Raw genomic sequence first — 15,985 nt, forward strand, 5'->3', positions numbered from 1 at the left:
CCTCTCGGATGTACCACCAGATTCGTGCGGTGCCACGCCGTCGCGCAGGTAGCCCAAGGCTTCAGCGGTCTGGTTGCCACAATCAAAGACATCGCCATCAACGGCCATGTAACCATCATCCAGCCAGCGCAGCAGCCTGTCCGCGAAGTCGGTCAGTGAGAATTTGCCGCATTCCAGCAGACTGGCGAGAAGACAAAGGGCTTGGGCACCATCGTCACTGTAGGTCCCAATGGGTACGCCAGCATGCGCACGCCTGAAGCCAACCGGTGGTTCCATCTCGATCTGGTCCCGACTCGGCAAGTCTTCTGGCGGATGAAACTCGTAACCGACCCCGAGCGCATCGCCAACCAGTAAGCCGACCAGTCCGCCAATGGCCGCATTGGACCCATGATCCGGCAACAGTCCTGCGAATCCATCATTTTCTTCTGTCAAATTCGTTCTCCTGACTATTGGGCCGTTGGCTGCATATGGTAGCGGCTGGCGCTTCCAATGGTAGCAATGGCGCGGATAGGACCACTGCCCACCAATGACTGCTGGGACCAGTGTCGTGCGACTGTTGCAACCATTGGTCACGTATGGAAACGCATGGCGCTTCCAATGGTTTACAGCCCGCACTGTGAGTGTCGGACTGCCTGCTTTGACTATGACCATTGCCAAATGGGCTGGGGCACTGACCGAACACAGTCATCGGCTGTAGTAGTGGCGACCGTTGCAATGCTAGTGATTGGCCGACTGATACATCGATGGGTATCGGCTATTCGTCCACCTCATCCACCGTCTTCGAATTGAAGTCGATGGTGACAATCAAGGCCGAGCGGTAACGAGGTTTTGTGACGACAAGATAACATGATCGAAGCATTCCAGTAGACGCCATCGCTAGTAGAGACTGAAATTCACTTGGGGATAGGTCGATAACGCCCTGTAGAACCGGCTTGATAGCAATGATTGCGCCAATCGATGGCACCTCCACCCGACCGACGACCGGGTTCGCATTGACATAGGCCATGATGGAAAACTGCGAAGTTCCTGCTATCGGTTCTGTGAGTTCACCCTCGACGTGCATGGTGAGCATGGTCACCCGTTCTGGCGGCAATGATCGGGGTCTGTCGGCGCGAATACCCAAGCTGGCGCGAAGCCGCTTAATTTCGCCCGAACGCTGTAGCAGTTCGTCGCTCCTTCTTTTCCTACGTGGGCGTGACATGGGCGCTCTCCAATGACGAAGATGTGAACCGGTCTGCAATACCACGATGGCTTACGCAATGGTGGCATCGACTGTGCAGCAACTGGCCGACTGCTGCATTGGTTCGCCATCTTCATACCGGTTCCCGGTCTGCCACTGGTTCGCTATCCAAGTCAAGACTTCCGGTGGCACTGTATGTATTCATAGACACAATATCAGCATCTCGGGCTTGCACATCACCATGATCTCCGGTCTCTGTTCCACGCTGGCGGCCTGGCTATGGCGGCATTCCTTCGGCCTGGGGCGCTGGCTGCGCCGGCCCTTGCCGCTGTGGTGGCCGGCGCGGCGCGCGGCGCTGGTGGTGGCGGTGCTGGCGGCCTTCGCCTACAGCTTGCTGGCGGGCATGCAGGTGCCGGCCCAGCGCACCGTATCGATGCTGGCGGTGGCGGCGCTGGCGCTGTGGAGCGGACGCGCGCCGCCGGCCTCGCTGGTGCTGGCCTGGGCCGCGTTCGTGGCGGTCGCGCTCGATCCGTGGGCGGTATTGTCGCCGGGGTTCTGGCTTTCGTTCGGCGCGGTGGGCGTGATCTTCCTGTGCGCCACGGCGCCCGCCCGCGGGCCCGGAGCGTCGCGGTGGCAGCGCGCGCGCCACGCGCTGGCGCAGGCCGCGCGCACGCAATGGGTCGTGACCATCGGCCTGGTGCCGCTGACCCTGCTGTTGTTCCAGCAGGTTTCCGTGATCTCCCCGCTGGCGAATGCGGTGGCGATTCCGCTGATCAGCCTGCTGGTGACGCCGCTGGCACTGCTTGCGGCTGCCTTGCCGGCACCGGCGGCCGGCTGGCTGCTGGCGCCGGCGCACTTGCTGCTGGACTGGCTGATGGTTGCGCTCGAGGCGATGGCGGCGCCGCCGTGGGCGGTCTGGCAGGCGGCGCGCGCCGGCCCGCTGGCGGTTGCCCTGGCGCTGGCCGGCGCGCTGGTGTTGCTGGCCCCGATGCGCTGCGGACTGCGTGCGCGCCTGCACGGCGCCATGTTGTTGTTGCCGATGGTGCTGGCCGGGCGGCAGCCGGTGGCGCATGGCGAATTCCGCGCCACCGCGCTCGATATCGGCCAGGGCACCGCGGTCCTGGTGGAGACGCGCTCGCACGTGCTGCTCTACGACGCCGGGCCAGCCTATGGCTGGGGCGCCGACGCGGCGCAGCCGGGCAACAGCGCCGGTGCGCGCGTCATCGTGCCTTACCTGCGCGGCGCCGGCGTGCGCGCGCTCGACCGCCTGGTGATCAGCCATGAAGACGCCGACCATGCCGGCGGCGCGCGCGACGTGATGGCGGCGCTGCCGGTGCAGGCAGTGCTGACGGCCGCGCCAGCGGCGCACCCGCTGCTGGTGCTGCCCCCCGGCATGGCATTGCCCGCTGTCGGTCCCTGCGCGGCGGGGCAGGCGTGGGAATGGGACGGCGTACGCTTTTCGATGTTGCATCCGCTGCCGCAGGCGGCAGGCAATGCCGCGTTCGACAGCAATGCGCGTTCGTGCGTACTGAAGGTGGCGGGCAGCGGGCGCAGCCTCTTGCTGACCGGAGACATCGGCCGGCGCGATGAGGCCGCCTTGCTGGCGCGCCTGCCGGGGCAAGACCTGCGCGCGGACTTCCTGCAGGTGCCGCACCATGGCAGCGGCACCTCATCGAGCGCGTCGTTCCTGGCCGTGGTGGCGCCCGAGCTGGCGTTGTTCCAGCTCGGCCACGGCAACCGCTACCGGCATCCGCGCGCGGACGTGTGGGAGCGCTACGCCTCGCGCGAGATCGCCCGCTACCGCAGCGACGAGACCGGCGCGGTGCAGATCACGACGCGGGGCGGCGCTTACGCGCTGCAGGCTTACCGTCAGCACGAGCGGCGCTACTGGCGCGCGGCGCCGCCTGCGCCCCGTTGACCTGGGCGGGTTCGGCCTGGGCGATGCGGCGCTCGCGCAGGTGGGCCTTGGCGCGCTGCAGGCCGGCAGAGACAATGTCGGCACGCTCCAGCGCAACGCCCGCCGCCAGCACGTCGCCCAGCACCAGGTGGCAGATGCGCGAGGTCATCGGGGTGTAGACCTCGCTGTCTTCCTCGACGTCGGAGAACACGCAGACATCGGCCAGCTTGGCCAGCGGCGAGCCGCTGTGCGTCAGCGCCAGCACGCTGGCGCCGCTCGCGCGGGCCAGCGTGGCGGCGGCCAGCATGTCCCAGGTGCGGCCGCTGTTGGACACCAGCACGGCAACGTCGCCCGGGCCGAGCAGGGCGGCGGACATGCTGAACACGTGCGAATCCGAGTAGGCGGTGGTGGGGATGCCGAGGCGGAAGAACTTGTGCTGGATGTCCAGCGCGACGATGCCGGAATTGCCGCAGCCATAGAACTCGATGCGATGCGCCGCGGCGAGCAGCTTGATGCCGTGCTCGATCTGATCCGCGGACAGCGCGTTGCGCACCGTCATCAGGGTGGCGATGGTGCGGTCGAACACCTTGCCGGCGATATCGGCGGGGCGGTCCTCGGCCTTGACGTCCTGGTGCACGAAGGGCGTGCCGCCACCGACGTTCTGGGCGAACTGCAGCTTGAACTCGCGGAAGCCGTCGTAGCCGAGCGCGGCGCAGAAGCGCGCGATGGTGGGTTGCGAGACGCCCGCGCGTTCGGCCAGTTCGGGCATGGACAAGCGGATCACGCTGGCGCCGTGGCGGGTCACGTAATCCGCCAGGCGGCGTTCGGAGGGGCGAAGCGTGTCGTAGACAGCAAGAATTCGGTCGCGCATGGTGGGGGAGGCCGGTGTTGGCGTGCCGGCGATTTCGTCGGGCATGCCTGCCGGATTCATGTGCCGGCGGTTCGATGAGTATGTAGATATTCTACATAAATGGCGATGGAATGCCGCGCCTGTGAGCCCGCGTTTCTGCTAGGGATTTCACCTATTCCGGCCATATTTGAGGATTAGTCGACGCATTGTGATCCATGCGCGAGATGCTTTTGTCGATCCTTTCTATATAATGTAGAAAATCTACAAGAAAACACGTTCACGGATCTACAAACCAGGAACTCCCACGAATGTCGCAAGCCCTCCATTCCGAAGTGCAGGCCGTCACCGCGCGCGTGGTCGCGCGCAGCCAGCGCGGTCGCGCTGCCTACCTGGCGCGCTGCGAGCGGGCCCAGCAAGAACTGGGGCCGCTGCGTGGCTTGTCGTGTGCCAACGTGGCGCACGGCATCGCTGCGCTGCCCGCGCATGACAAGCTCAAGCTGCGGGTCGAACATGCCGCCAATCTCGGCATTGTCACGGCCTACAACGACATGCTTTCCGCCCACCAGCCGTACGAGCGCTATCCCGGCGTGATCCGCGAGGCCGCCCGCGCGGTGGGCGCGGTGGCGCAGGTGGCGGGCGGCGTGCCGGCGATGTGCGACGGCATCACGCAAGGCAATGCCGGCATGGAGCTGTCGCTGTTCTCGCGCGACGCCATCGCCATGGCCACGGCGGTATCGCTGTCGCACAACACCTTCGACGCCGCCGTGATGCTTGGCGTGTGCGACAAGATCGTGCCGGGCCTGCTGATGGGCGCGCTGCAGTTCGGCCACCTGCCGGTGGTGTTCGTGCCGGCCGGGCCCATGGCGACGGGCCTGTCCAACAAGGAAAAGGCGCGCGTGCGCCAGCTCTACGCGACCGGACAGGTTGGCCGCGAAGCCTTGCTGGAGGCAGAGTGCGAGGCCTATCACGGGGCCGGCACCTGCACCTTCTACGGTACCGCCAACAGCAACCAGTTCCTGATGGAGATCATGGGCCTGCATATGCCGGGCTCGGCCTTCGTCCATCCGGACAGCGGCCTGCGCGACGCGCTGACCGCGGCCGCCGCGCAGCGCGCGCTGGCGCTCACGGCCCGTGGCCCGGACTACCTGCCGCTGGCACGCATCGTCGACGAACGCGCGGTGGTCAACGCCATCGTCGGCCTGCTGGCCACCGGTGGCTCGACCAACCACACCATCCACCTGGTGGCGATGGCACGCGCGGCCGGGATCGTGATCGACTGGGACGATTTCGACCGCCTGTCGCGCATCACGCCGCTGCTGGCACGGGTCTATCCCAACGGCTCGGCCGACGTGAACCATTTCCATGCCGCCGGCGGCGTGGCCTACGTGATCCGCCAGCTGCTCGCAGCCGGGCTGCTGCACGAAGACGTGGAAACCGTGGCCGGCCGCGGGTTGGCGCGCTATACGCAGGAACCGGTCATGACCGACGGCGTGCTGCGGTGGCGCGACGGCCCCACCGCCAGCGGCGACGCGGCGGTGCTGGCCAGCGCGGTCGAGCCGTTCTCGCCCGAAGGCGGGCTGCGCCTGCTGCAGGGCAATCTCGGCCGCGGCATGATCAAGGTGTCGGCGGTGGCGCCCGAGCACCGCGTGGTGGAGGCGCCGGCGCGCGTGTTCGATTCGCAGGAAGGCCTGCAGGCCGCCTTCGAGGCCGGCGAGCTGACCGGCGACATGGTCGCGGTGGTGCGCTTCCAGGGGCCCAACGCCAACGGCATGCCCGAACTGCACCGCCTCACGCCGGTGCTGGGCTCGCTGCAGGACGCCGGGCACAAGGTCGCGCTGGTGACCGACGGCCGCATGTCGGGCGCCTCCGGCAAGGTGCCGGCGGTGATTCATGTGTGTCCGGAGGCGCTTTCTGGCGGACCGCTGGCGCGCGTGCGCGACGGTGACCGCATCCGCGTCGACGCTGTCGCCGGCACGCTCGAATGGCTTGGCGGCGCGCCCGGCGAATCCGCGCTCGAGGCGCGCGCGCTGGCGCCCTCGCCGGACGACGACTTCGCCAGTTTCAGCGTCGGCCGCGGCCTGTTCGGGCTGTTCCGCCGCCATGCGCGGATCGCCGAAGAGGGCGGCAGCGCGCTCGACCTGTCCGAGGCCGACGCGCCTGGCGCTGTCCAAACCGCCGTGGCCGTCGCACAATAGGCCGCGCCCCGGGCAATTCATCCGTTTTGTGCCCCTGTCCGCCGTCCGGCGGGCAGGGGCGACCCCAAGCCTGCGCACGCCAGACCTATCATGGAACATGGCTGCAGGGACGGGCGGTTTCCAGGAACCACCCGTCGCACGGCGCGGGGACTACCGACAAGGATGGGAAAACCATCCGATCACGATCGTTGGAGCAGACATGATCTACATCCTGATGGGCGTTTCCGGCAGCGGGAAAACCACGGTCGGCCAGTTGCTGGCCAAGAACCTGCATTGCGGCTTCCATGACGCCGATGAATTCCACAGCGCGGCCAACAAGGAGAAGATGCATAACGGCATCCCCCTGACCGACGAAGACCGCTGGCCCTGGCTGGCCGCCATGCGCGCGGCGATCGACGCGGCCCGCGCCGAGGGCCGTACCCATGTGTTCACCTGCTCGGCGCTGCGCCAGGTCTACCGCGACCGCCTGTTGCCGTCCGAGGGCGGCGTGACCTTCGTCTATATGAAAGGCGACGCCGCGGTGATCGGCGGGCGCCTGTCCGAGCGCAGCGACCACTTCTTCAACCCGGCCTTGCTGCAAAGCCAGTTCGAGACGCTGGAAGAGCCGAGCGACGCGCTGGTGCTCGATATCCGGCAGACGCCGGAGGCGCTGGTGCAGCGCATCCTGGCCCAGGTGCCCGCGACCGCGGCGGTGCGCTAGGGGGGTGACTCCGGTCCGGGGCGCGCTTTTCCCCTTGGGCGCGCCGGGGCTGGCAGGCATCTTGCTACATATATCATCGATGGCGCGGACGCTTGCTGCTTGCGGCTTTCGTGGCCATGGGTATCATCCCAATCAGGACAGCACTTCGACGCATGACGCATGGCCAGCGGCTTCGCCGGCCCGGGTGGTGGCCTCGAAATGCTGTGCCGGGAAGAACAAGCCAATCAAAACGGGATCGCCGGCAGCTTGGGCGGCGCCCAAATCATGGGGGAACGGCCATCATGGCGGCGCGGTTTTTCGACGAGATGCTCGATTGGCAAGATGGCGTGGCAGCGGCAATCCACGCGGGGCAGCCCCTGCCGGCAGGGGCGGTGCGCGGGCACTACAAGCAGTTCGCGGACTGGCTGGCGCGCCAGTCCGAAGGAACCATGGGCAACAAGCGCGCGGAGGCGGACCTGATCTTCCGGCGCGTGGGCATCACCTTCGCTGTCTACGGCGACAAGGACGAGTCCAACAGCGGCACCGAGCGCACCATTCCGTTCGACGTGATTCCCCGCATCTTTCCCGCCAGCGAGTGGGCCACGCTGGAGCGCGGGCTGCGCCAGCGCGTATCGGCGCTGAACCGCTTCATCCATGACATCTACCACGGCCAGGACATCATCCGCGCCGGCGTGATCCCGCCCGACCAGATCTACAACAACGCCCAGTACCGGCCAGAGATGCTCGGCATCGACGTGCCGCGCGACATCTACGCCCACGTGGCCGGCATCGACGTGGTGCGCGCGGGCGAGGGCGAGTTCTACGTGCTGGAAGACAACCTGCGCGTGCCCTCCGGCGTGTCCTACATGCTGGAAAACCGCAAGATGATGATGCGGCTGTTCCCGGACCTGTTCGCGCGCAACCGCGTGGCGCCGGTGGCCCACTATCCCGACCTGCTGCTCGACATGCTGCGCGGCGTCTCGCCGCAGAACATCGCCGATCCGACCGTGGTGGTGCTCACGCCGGGCATGTACAACTCGGCCTACTTCGAGCACGCCTTCCTCGCGCAGCAGATGGGCGTGGAACTGGTCGAGGGCAGCGACCTGTTCGTGCAGGACGAGCACCTCTACATGCGCACCACGCAGGGGCCGCAGCGCATCGACGTGATCTACCGTCGCGTCGACGACGATTTCCTCGATCCGCTCGTGTTCCGTCCCGACTCCACGCTGGGCGCGGCGGGGCTGCTGTCGGTCTACCGTGCCGGCAACGTGACCATCTGCAATGCCATCGGCACCGGCGTGGCCGACGACAAGTCGATCTACCCCTACGTGCCCGACATGATCCGCTTCTACCTCGGCGAGGAAGCGATCCTCAACAACGTGCCGACCTATATGTGCAGGCGCCCCGACGACCTGCAGTACGTGCTCGACCACATGGACGAACTGGTGGTCAAGGAAACCCACGGCGCCGGCGGCTACGGCATGCTGGTGGGGCCCGCCGCCACGCGCGCGGAGATCGACACTTTCCGTGAAGTGGTGCGCGCGCGTCCGGAGCAGTACATCGCGCAGCCCACGCTGGCGCTGTCGACCTGCCCGACCTACGTGGAAGCGGGCATCGCGCCGCGCCATATCGACCTGCGGCCCTTCGTGCTGTCGGGCAAGGATGTGCGCATGGTGCCGGGCGGGCTGACGCGCGTGGCCTTGCGCGAAGGCTCGCTGGTGGTCAATTCGTCGCAGGGCGGCGGCACCAAGGACACCTGGGTGCTGGAGCGCTGAAGCGCCGGAATGGCCGGATGCGGGGCGCGCCAGGCGTGCCCGCGGATTGTTGGGATTGCCGCGCCGCCGCTGTCCATGCGCGGGCGGCGTGGACGAACAGCGCAGTACGAGGGGACTGACCATGCTAAGCCGCACCGCCGACCATCTGTTCTRGATGGCGCGCTATACCGAACGCGCGGAGAACACCGCGCGCATGCTCGACGTGAACTACCAGACTTCGCTGCTGCCGCAATCGGCGGAAGTGGCGGAGCAGGGCTGGTGGGCGATGCTCGACATTTCCGAGCTGACCGCCGTGTTCGACAACAAATACGGCCTGCTCACGCGCGACGATGTGATCGACTTCATGGTGCGCGACATGACCAATCCGTCGTCGATCATGAGCTGCCTGCGCGCTGCCCGCGAGAACGCGCGCGCGGTGCGCGGCTCGCTCACCACCGAGGTCTGGGAAACCATCAACACCACCTGGCTCGATGTGCAGCGCCTGATCGCAGATGGCGTGCTGTGCGAGGACCCGGCGCAGTTCTTCGAGTGGGTCAAGTTCCGCTCGCACCTGGCGCGCGGCGTGCAGTTCGGCACCATGCTCAAGGACGACGCCTTCCACTTCATGCGGCTGGGCACCTTCCTCGAGCGCGCTGACAATACCGCGCGGATCCTCGACGTGAAGTTCCAGGCCAGCACCGTCGACGACAGCGATCCCAACCGCGACGCCAACGATTTCTATCACTGGGCGGCGGTGCTGCGCTCGGTGTCGGGGTTCGAGGTCTACCGCAAGATCTACCGCACGGTGATCACGCCCGAGCGCGTGGCGGAGCTGCTGGTGCTGCGCCCGGACATGCCGCGTTCGCTGGTGTCGAGCCTGGACGAGGTGGTGGCGATCCTGGCGCTGGTGGGCAACCAGCATTCCTCGGAGACCGAGCGGCAGGCTGGTAAACTCCACGCCGATTTGAAATACGCGCGCATCGACGACATCTTCGCCGTCGGCCTGCACGCTTACCTGACCAGTTTCCTAGAGCGCATCGGCGACCTCGGCAACGGCATCAGCCGGGATTTCCTCGTGCCGCTGCTGGCTGCCTGAACCACTCGCGTGGTAGTCGCGCCGGCCTCGCCATATCGTGAAATACAAGATCCATCACAAGACCGTCTACCGCTATGCCGAGCCGGTCCGCCGCAGCGTGCACGAACTGCGCCTGGCACCGCGCTCGGGGCCGCTCCAGACCGTGCGGGAGTGGCACCTGTCGGTGCCGGGCAACCTGTCCGAGGCGCGCGACGGTTTCGGCAATATCGTGCACAGCTTCACCGTCGCCGGTCCGGCCCGGACCCTGGTGATCGAAGCCAGCGGCGTGGTGGAAGTGACGCCGGCGGCGGGCGGCAGCGCGCCGCTGTTCTGCGATGCGCCGCCCGCGGGCGAGGCGCGCGTGTCGCCGCTGTATTACCTGGGCGGCACGCCGCTGACCGCGGCCGAACCCGAGATGATCCGCTTTGCCGCGCCTTACCTCGCGGCGGGGCATGAGGTGCCTGCGCTGCTGGCGCTGGCCGGCGGCATTGCCGAGCGCGTGCGCTACGTGCCCGACAGCACCGATGTCGGCACTTCGGCCAGCGAGGCGTTCGCGCTGGGCGGCGGCGTCTGCCAGGACCAGGCGCAGGTGATGGTGGCATGCTGCCGCGCCCTCGGCGTGCCGGCGCGCTATGTCAGCGGTTATTTCTACGACCCTGCGGCCGCGGCGCTGGCCGGCCATGCCTGGGCCGATATCTGCGTGGATGCGGGCAGGGAATTGTGGTGCAGCGTCGACGTGACCCATCGCTGCCTCAGCGATGCGCGCCACGTGCGGCTGGCCGTGGGCCGCGACTACCGCATGGCCGCGCCGGTTCGCGGCGTGCGCGAGGGGGGCAGTGGCGAGCGGCTGGCGGTCGAGATCGCGATTGCACCGGAACAGTGAATCGGACGGTGCGCCGCGCACCACGCGCGGGCGCCCGTTGCGGTATCGAACGCGCCCCCGCGGCGCTAGAATGCGGCATTGAAGTGGCCTCGTGCCAGATGGCATGGCATGGCATGGCAAGGCCGGACGTGCGCGGAATGTCCACGCTGAATGTGCGCGCCGAGTGTGCACGCTGAGTGTTCACCATAACTAGACAAGATCATGACGTACTGTGTTGCCATGCGCCTGGACGCCGGCCTGGTGTTTCTCTCCGACTCGCGCACGAATGCGGGTGTCGACGCGATTTCCAGCGCGCGCAAGATGACCGTGTTCGAAGAGCCCGGCGACCGCGTCATGGTGCTGCTCACGGCCGGCAACCTGGCAATCAGCCAGGCGGTGCGGCAGATCCTGGCCGAAGGGCGTGACGAGAAGCGCTCGCTGTGGACCGCGCGCGATCTGTTCGAAGCCGCCACCATCGTCGGCGACGCCGTGCGCCAGGTGCACAAGCATGATGCCCACGCGCTGCGCGATGCCGGTATCGAGTTCAATGTCAGCCTGATCTTCGGCGGGCAGATCCGCGGGGAGCGCGTGCGCCTGTTCAATGTGTACGCGGCCGGCAACTTTGTCGAAGCCACGCCCGAGAACTGCTATTTCCAGATCGGCGAGGCCAAGTACGGCAAGCCCATCATCGACCGTGTGGTGGAGCCTTCGCTGCCGCTGGGCGAGGCCGCCAAGTGCGCGCTGATCTCGATGGACTCCACGCTCAAGTCGAATATCTCGGTAGGCCTGCCGCTGGACCTGCTGGTGTATGAAGCCAATGCGCTGCGGGTGAGCCGCTTCGTCAACATCGACGAGAAGAACGCCTACTTCCGCATGATCCGCGATACCTGGGGCCAGCGCCTGCGCCAGGTCTTCGGCGAAATCCACGACCCCGAATGGGATGCGGCAGCCCCGGCGGAGTTTCCGCTGGCGCGCCCGGGCGAAGCCGATCGCTGGGGCCAGCCCGTGCGCGCCAAGCGCGAGCGCAGCAACGGCCGCGGCTGAGGGTTCGCCATGCGTGACATCCTGCATTTCTCGCATGCCAACGGTTTCCCGGTCAGCACCTACCGCAAACTGTTTTCGCGCCTGGAAGACGAGTTCGAGATCCGCGCGGTGGACCGCTACGGGCACGACCCGAAATACCCGGTCACGCGCGAGTGGCCGCACCTGGTGGATGAACTGCTGGCCTCGGTAGAGCAGAAGTACCGCGAGCCGGTGTGGCTGGTGGGGCATTCCCTGGGGGGCTTCCTGTCGCTGATGGCGGCCCTGCGGCGCCCGCAGCTGGTGCGCGGCGTGGTCATGCTCGACTCGCCGGTGATCGCCGGCTGGCGCGCGGCGCTGCTCAAGGCGGGGCAGCGCTTCGGCCTGGACGAGGCGCCCGGCCCGGCGGCGGTGACGCGCAGGCGGCGCACGCATTGGCCCGATGCCGAGGCGGTCTGGCAGCACTTTCGCAGCAAGCCGCTGTTCGCGGCGTGGGACGAAGACGTGCTGCGCGACTATGCCGAGCACGGCACCGAACCCACCGGACGCGACGCCGAGCGCCGCCTGCGCTTCGAGCGCGAGATCGAATACCAGATCTACCGCACGCTGCCGACCGGCCTTGGCGCGCGCGTGTCGCGCGGCGCGCCGGTGCCGGTCGGCTTTGTCGCCGGCAAGCACTCGCGCGAGGTCCGGCAATGCGGGCTTGGCGCCACGCGCAAGCTGGTGGGCGAGCGCCTGCGCTTCATCGAAGGCGGGCACCTGTACCCGATGGAGCGCCCGGAGCAGACCGCCGCGCTGATCCACGAGCTGCTCGGCGGCATGCGGCGCGAGGCCGGCCAGCGGCTCTGATGACGGGATGAGAGGCAAACGCCGCATGCGCTCGCCCGGCCCGCGGCGCGGCCGCCTGTCACAAATGCGGCGCTGCAGCAGGCGGGCTCTCATGTATAATCCCGATTTCCCCGGCAAGCTCGGTTTATGACCAAATTCGTCTTCGTCACCGGTGGCGTCGTCTCTTCTCTCGGCAAGGGCATCGCTGCTGCTTCGCTCGCGGCCATTCTCGAGTCGCGCGGCCTCAAAGTCACCCTCCTCAAGCTAGATCCCTACATCAATGTCGATCCCGGCACGATGAGCCCTTTCCAGCATGGCGAGGTGTTTGTCACGGAAGACGGCGCGGAAACCGACCTCGATCTCGGCCACTACGAGCGTTTCGTCTCGGCCAAGATGCGCAAGTCCAATAACTTCACCACGGGCCAGATCTACGAATCGGTGATCCGCAAGGAACGCCGCGGCGAGTACCTCGGCAAGACGGTGCAGGTGATCCCGCATATCACGAACGAGATCCAGGCCTTCATCGAGCGCGGCGCGGCTGCCTCGCATGGCGGCAAGGCGGACGTGGCACTGGTGGAAATCGGCGGCACGGTCGGCGACATCGAATCGCTGCCCTTCCTSGAAGCCGYGCGCCAGATGAGCCTGCGCATGGGCCGCAACCATGCCGCCTTCGTGCACCTGACGCTGGTGCCGTTCATTGCCAGCGCCGGCGAGCTGAAGACCAAGCCGACCCAGCACTCGGTGCAGAAGCTGCGTGAAATCGGCATCTCGCCGACCGCGCTGCTGTGCCGCGCCGACCGCCCGATCCCGGACGAAGAGCGCGCCAAGATTTCGCTGTTCTCCAACATCCCGCAGGAAGCCGTGATCTCGGTGTGGGACGTGGACAGCATCTACAAGATCCCGCAGATGCTCAACGAGCAGGGCCTCGACCGCCTGATCTGCGAAGAACTGCGTATCGATCCGAAGCCGGCGGATCTCTCCATGTGGCAGCGCCTGGTCAATGCCCAGGAAAATCCGCAGCACGAGATCACCATCGGCATGGTCGGCAAGTACGTCGACCTGACCGAATCGTACAAGTCGCTGATCGAGGCGCTGCGCCACGCCGGCATGCATACCGCTACCCGCGTGAACATCGAGTACATCGATTCCGAGGAGCTCGAATCGGGCCACCTGGAAGTGCTCGCGCCGCTGGATGCCATCCTGGTGCCGGGCGGCTTCGGCAAGCGTGGCACCGAGGGCAAGATCCGCGCGATCCAGTACGCACGCGAGAACAAGGTGCCGTACCTGGGCATCTGCCTGGGCATGCAGCTGGCGGTGATCGAGTTTGCCCGCCACGTGGCGGGGATGGCCGATGCCAACTCGACCGAATTCAACCTGGAAACCGAGCATCCGGTGGTCGCGCTGATCACCGAATGGGTGGACCGCGAAGGCAAGGTCGAGCAGCGCTCGGCCGAGTCCGACCTGGGCGGCACCATGCGCCTGGGCGCGCAGCGCGTGCCGGTCAAGGCAGGCACCAAGGCCGGCCAGATCTACGGCCCGGAAGTCAACGAGCGCCATCGCCACCGCTACGAGGTCAACAACCACTACGTGCCCACGCTGGAAAAGTCGGGCATGGTGATCTCGGCGCGGACCCCGACGGAAGACCTGCCGGAAATGATGGAGCTGCCGGAAAGCCTGCACCCGTGGTTCGTCGGCGTACAGTTCCACCCGGAATTTACCTCCACCCCGCGTGACGGCCATCCGCTGTTCAAGGCCTACGTGGAAGCGGCGCTGGCCAGCCAGAAGAGCAAGGCGGCCTGAGGGCCCGGCACCGCGCAAGCAGGAGACTAGCGATGAAACTCTGTGGCTTCGAGGCTGGCCTGGGCCAGCCCTTCTTCCTGATCGCCGGTCCGTGCGTGATCGAGTCCGAGCAGATGGCGCTGGATACCGCCGGCGAGCTCAAGGCGATCACCGGCGAACTCGGCATCCCGTTTATCTACAAGTCCTCGTTCGACAAGGCCAACCGCTCGTCGGGCAGGACCTTCCGCGGCCTGGGCATGGAGAGGGGTCTCGAGATCCTCGCCACCGTCAAGCGCGAGATCGGCGTGCCGGTGCTGACCGACATCCACGAGATCGACGAGGTCAAGCCGGTGGCCGCCGTGGTCGACGTGCTGCAGACGCCGGCCTTCCTGTGCCGGCAGACCGATTTCATCCGCGCCTGCGCGCAGAGCGGCCGTCCCGTCAATATCAAGAAGGGACAGTTCCTGGCGCCGCACGACATGAAGAACGTCATCGACAAGGCACGCGACGCCGCGCGCGAGGCGGGCCTGCCGGAAGACAGCTTCATGGCCTGCGAACGCGGCGTGTCCTTCGGCTACAACAATCTGGTCTCCGACATGCGCTCGCTGGCGATCATGCGCGAGACCGGCGCCCCGGTGGTGTTCGACGCGACTCACTCGGTGCAGTTGCCGGGCGGGCAGGGCACCAGCTCGGGCGGCCAGCGCGAGTTCGTGCCGGTGCTGGCGCGCGCGGCGGTGGCAACCGGCGTGGCCGGCCTGTTCATGGAAACCCATCCGGATCCGAGCAAGGCCATGTCCGACGGACCCAACGCGGTGCCGCTGTCGCGCATGAAGGAATTGCTGTCCGTGCTCAAGGATCTCGATGCGCTGACCAAGCGCGCGGGCTTCCTCGAAGACAATTTCGGCTGGCCGGCCTGCGCCTGAGCGGGCCCCGGTTCGCACCGCCGGCAGGCGTTCCCGCTGAGGAAAAGCCGCCGGTGGTGACGAATCGTATCGAAAGACAATACAAAAGCTTCGGAGACACTGCATGGCCGCAGGCTATATCATCGCCTACGTCGACGTGACGGACCCCCAGCAGTACGAGCAGTACAAGGTGCTGTCGAGCAAGGCCATTCAAGCCCACGGCGCCGAGGTGCTGGTGCGCGGCGGCAAGGTCGGGCAACTCGAGGGGGAATGGGCGCCGACCCGTGTCGTGGTGCTGAAATTCCCTAGCTTCGCGGCGGCAAAATCGTTCCACGACTCCGAAGAGTATCGCGCCGCGCGCGCCTCGCGCGAGCATGCGGCGAAGATGAACATGATCGTGGTGGAAGGCGTCTGACATATTGGTCAGGCATCATCCGCGCTGATCCCGATTTGCCGGCTCCTGGCATAGCCGGCAGGCAGAAAGATTCAAACAGTCAGAGAGGAATTCATGAGTGCAATCGTAGATATCATCGGTCGCGAAGTTCTCGACTCGCGCGGCAACCCGACGGTCGAGTGCGACGTCCTGCTGGAATCCGGCGTGATGGGCCGCGCGGCGGTGCCGTCGGGCGCCTCCACCGGTTCGCGCGAAGCCATCGAGCTGCGTGACGGCGACAAGTCGCGCTATCTCGGCAAGGGCGTGCTGAAGGCGGTCGAGCATATCAACACCGAGATCTCCGAAGCCATCATGGGCCTGGACGCTTCCGAGCAGGCCTTCCTGGACCGCACCCTGATCGACCTCGACGGCACCGAGAACAAGGGCCGCCTGGGCGCCAACGCCACGCTGGCCGTGTCGATGGCCGTGGCCCGCGCCGCTGCTGAGGAAGCCGGCCTGCCGCTGTACCTCTACTTCGGTGGCTCGGGCGCGATGCAGATGCCGGTGCCGATGATGAACMTCGTCAACGGT

The 15,985-nt window shown here is 66.8% G+C and carries 14 protein-coding genes and 1 pseudogene; 12 read left to right on the forward strand and 3 right to left on the reverse strand.

Annotation, left to right across the window (positions count from 1 at the left end):
- Both AC1DO7_RS30655 and AC1DO7_RS30660 read right to left on the reverse strand, forming a co-directional pair.
- The coding region (locus tag AC1DO7_RS30655) for an ADP-ribosylglycohydrolase family protein (protein WP_477116933.1) at window positions 1-432 on the reverse strand (432 nt) is incomplete at its 3' end.
- Window positions 433-754: 322 nt separating this feature from the next.
- The gene (locus AC1DO7_RS30660) at window positions 755-1,201 is read right to left on the reverse strand and encodes a hypothetical protein (RefSeq protein WP_477116934.1); all 447 of its coding nucleotides are present in this window, start codon (window positions 1,199-1,201) and stop codon (window positions 755-757) included.
- 187 nt (window positions 1,202-1,388) lie between these two features.
- On the opposite strand from AC1DO7_RS30660, the pseudogene AC1DO7_RS30665 reads away from it, so the two are divergent.
- A pseudogene (locus tag AC1DO7_RS30665) lies at window positions 1,389-3,098 on the forward strand (DNA internalization-related competence protein ComEC/Rec2); the annotation flags it as partial.
- On the opposite strand, the gene AC1DO7_RS30670 reads toward AC1DO7_RS30665, so the two are convergent.
- Window positions 3,010-3,948: a MurR/RpiR family transcriptional regulator gene (locus AC1DO7_RS30670; protein ID WP_441618932.1), complete on the reverse strand. Its 939-nt coding sequence runs from the start codon at window positions 3,946-3,948 to the stop codon at window positions 3,010-3,012. The pseudogene AC1DO7_RS30665 and the gene AC1DO7_RS30670 overlap by 89 nt on opposite strands.
- Before the next feature lie 287 nt (window positions 3,949-4,235).
- Between AC1DO7_RS30670 and edd the strand changes: the two genes are divergently transcribed.
- The 11 genes from edd to AC1DO7_RS30725 form a co-directional block, all read left to right on the forward strand.
- Window positions 4,236-6,122: a phosphogluconate dehydratase gene (edd, locus tag AC1DO7_RS30675; protein WP_441618830.1), complete on the forward strand. Its 1,887-nt coding sequence runs from the start codon at window positions 4,236-4,238 to the stop codon at window positions 6,120-6,122.
- A 199-nt stretch (window positions 6,123-6,321) separates the two neighbouring features.
- Window positions 6,322-6,822 (forward strand): gluconokinase, encoded by a 501-nt coding sequence (locus AC1DO7_RS30680; RefSeq protein ID WP_441618832.1) that lies wholly within the window; start codon window positions 6,322-6,324, stop codon window positions 6,820-6,822.
- A gap of 281 nt (window positions 6,823-7,103) precedes the next feature.
- Entirely contained in the window at window positions 7,104-8,576 is a 1,473-nt protein-coding gene (locus AC1DO7_RS30685) for a circularly permuted type 2 ATP-grasp protein (RefSeq protein ID WP_441618834.1), read from the forward strand.
- Between the two features lie 121 nt (window positions 8,577-8,697).
- The gene (locus tag AC1DO7_RS30690) at window positions 8,698-9,651 is read left to right on the forward strand and encodes an alpha-E domain-containing protein (protein WP_477116935.1); all 954 of its coding nucleotides are present in this window, start codon (window positions 8,698-8,700) and stop codon (window positions 9,649-9,651) included.
- A 37-nt stretch (window positions 9,652-9,688) separates the two neighbouring features.
- A complete protein-coding gene (locus tag AC1DO7_RS30695; RefSeq protein WP_441643389.1) occupies window positions 9,689-10,513 on the forward strand; it encodes a transglutaminase family protein in 825 nt (274 codons plus the stop codon).
- Window positions 10,514-10,714: 201 nt separating this feature from the next.
- Complete coding sequence (locus AC1DO7_RS30700; protein WP_441618840.1) at window positions 10,715-11,536, forward strand: proteasome-type protease; 822 nt, start codon at window positions 10,715-10,717, stop codon at window positions 11,534-11,536.
- A 9-nt stretch (window positions 11,537-11,545) separates the two neighbouring features.
- The gene (locus AC1DO7_RS30705; protein ID WP_441618842.1) at window positions 11,546-12,361 is read left to right on the forward strand and encodes an alpha/beta fold hydrolase; all 816 of its coding nucleotides are present in this window, start codon (window positions 11,546-11,548) and stop codon (window positions 12,359-12,361) included.
- Window positions 12,362-12,487: 126 nt separating this feature from the next.
- Window positions 12,488-14,140, forward strand: a complete 1,653-nt coding sequence (locus AC1DO7_RS30710; RefSeq protein ID WP_477116936.1) for a CTP synthase — start codon at window positions 12,488-12,490, stop codon at window positions 14,138-14,140.
- Window positions 14,141-14,172: 32 nt separating this feature from the next.
- Window positions 14,173-15,042 carry a 3-deoxy-8-phosphooctulonate synthase gene (gene kdsA / locus AC1DO7_RS30715; protein WP_441618845.1) on the forward strand — a complete coding sequence of 290 codons (870 nt, stop codon included), beginning with the start codon at window positions 14,173-14,175 and terminating at the stop codon, window positions 15,040-15,042.
- A 103-nt stretch (window positions 15,043-15,145) separates the two neighbouring features.
- The gene (locus tag AC1DO7_RS30720) at window positions 15,146-15,436 is read left to right on the forward strand and encodes a DUF1330 domain-containing protein (protein ID WP_441618847.1); all 291 of its coding nucleotides are present in this window, start codon (window positions 15,146-15,148) and stop codon (window positions 15,434-15,436) included.
- A 93-nt stretch (window positions 15,437-15,529) separates the two neighbouring features.
- On the forward strand, window positions 15,530-15,985 hold a 456-nt coding region (locus AC1DO7_RS30725; RefSeq protein ID WP_477116937.1), incomplete at its 3' end, for a phosphopyruvate hydratase family protein.

It is taken from the genome of Cupriavidus sp. 05N40, assembly GCF_056397305.1.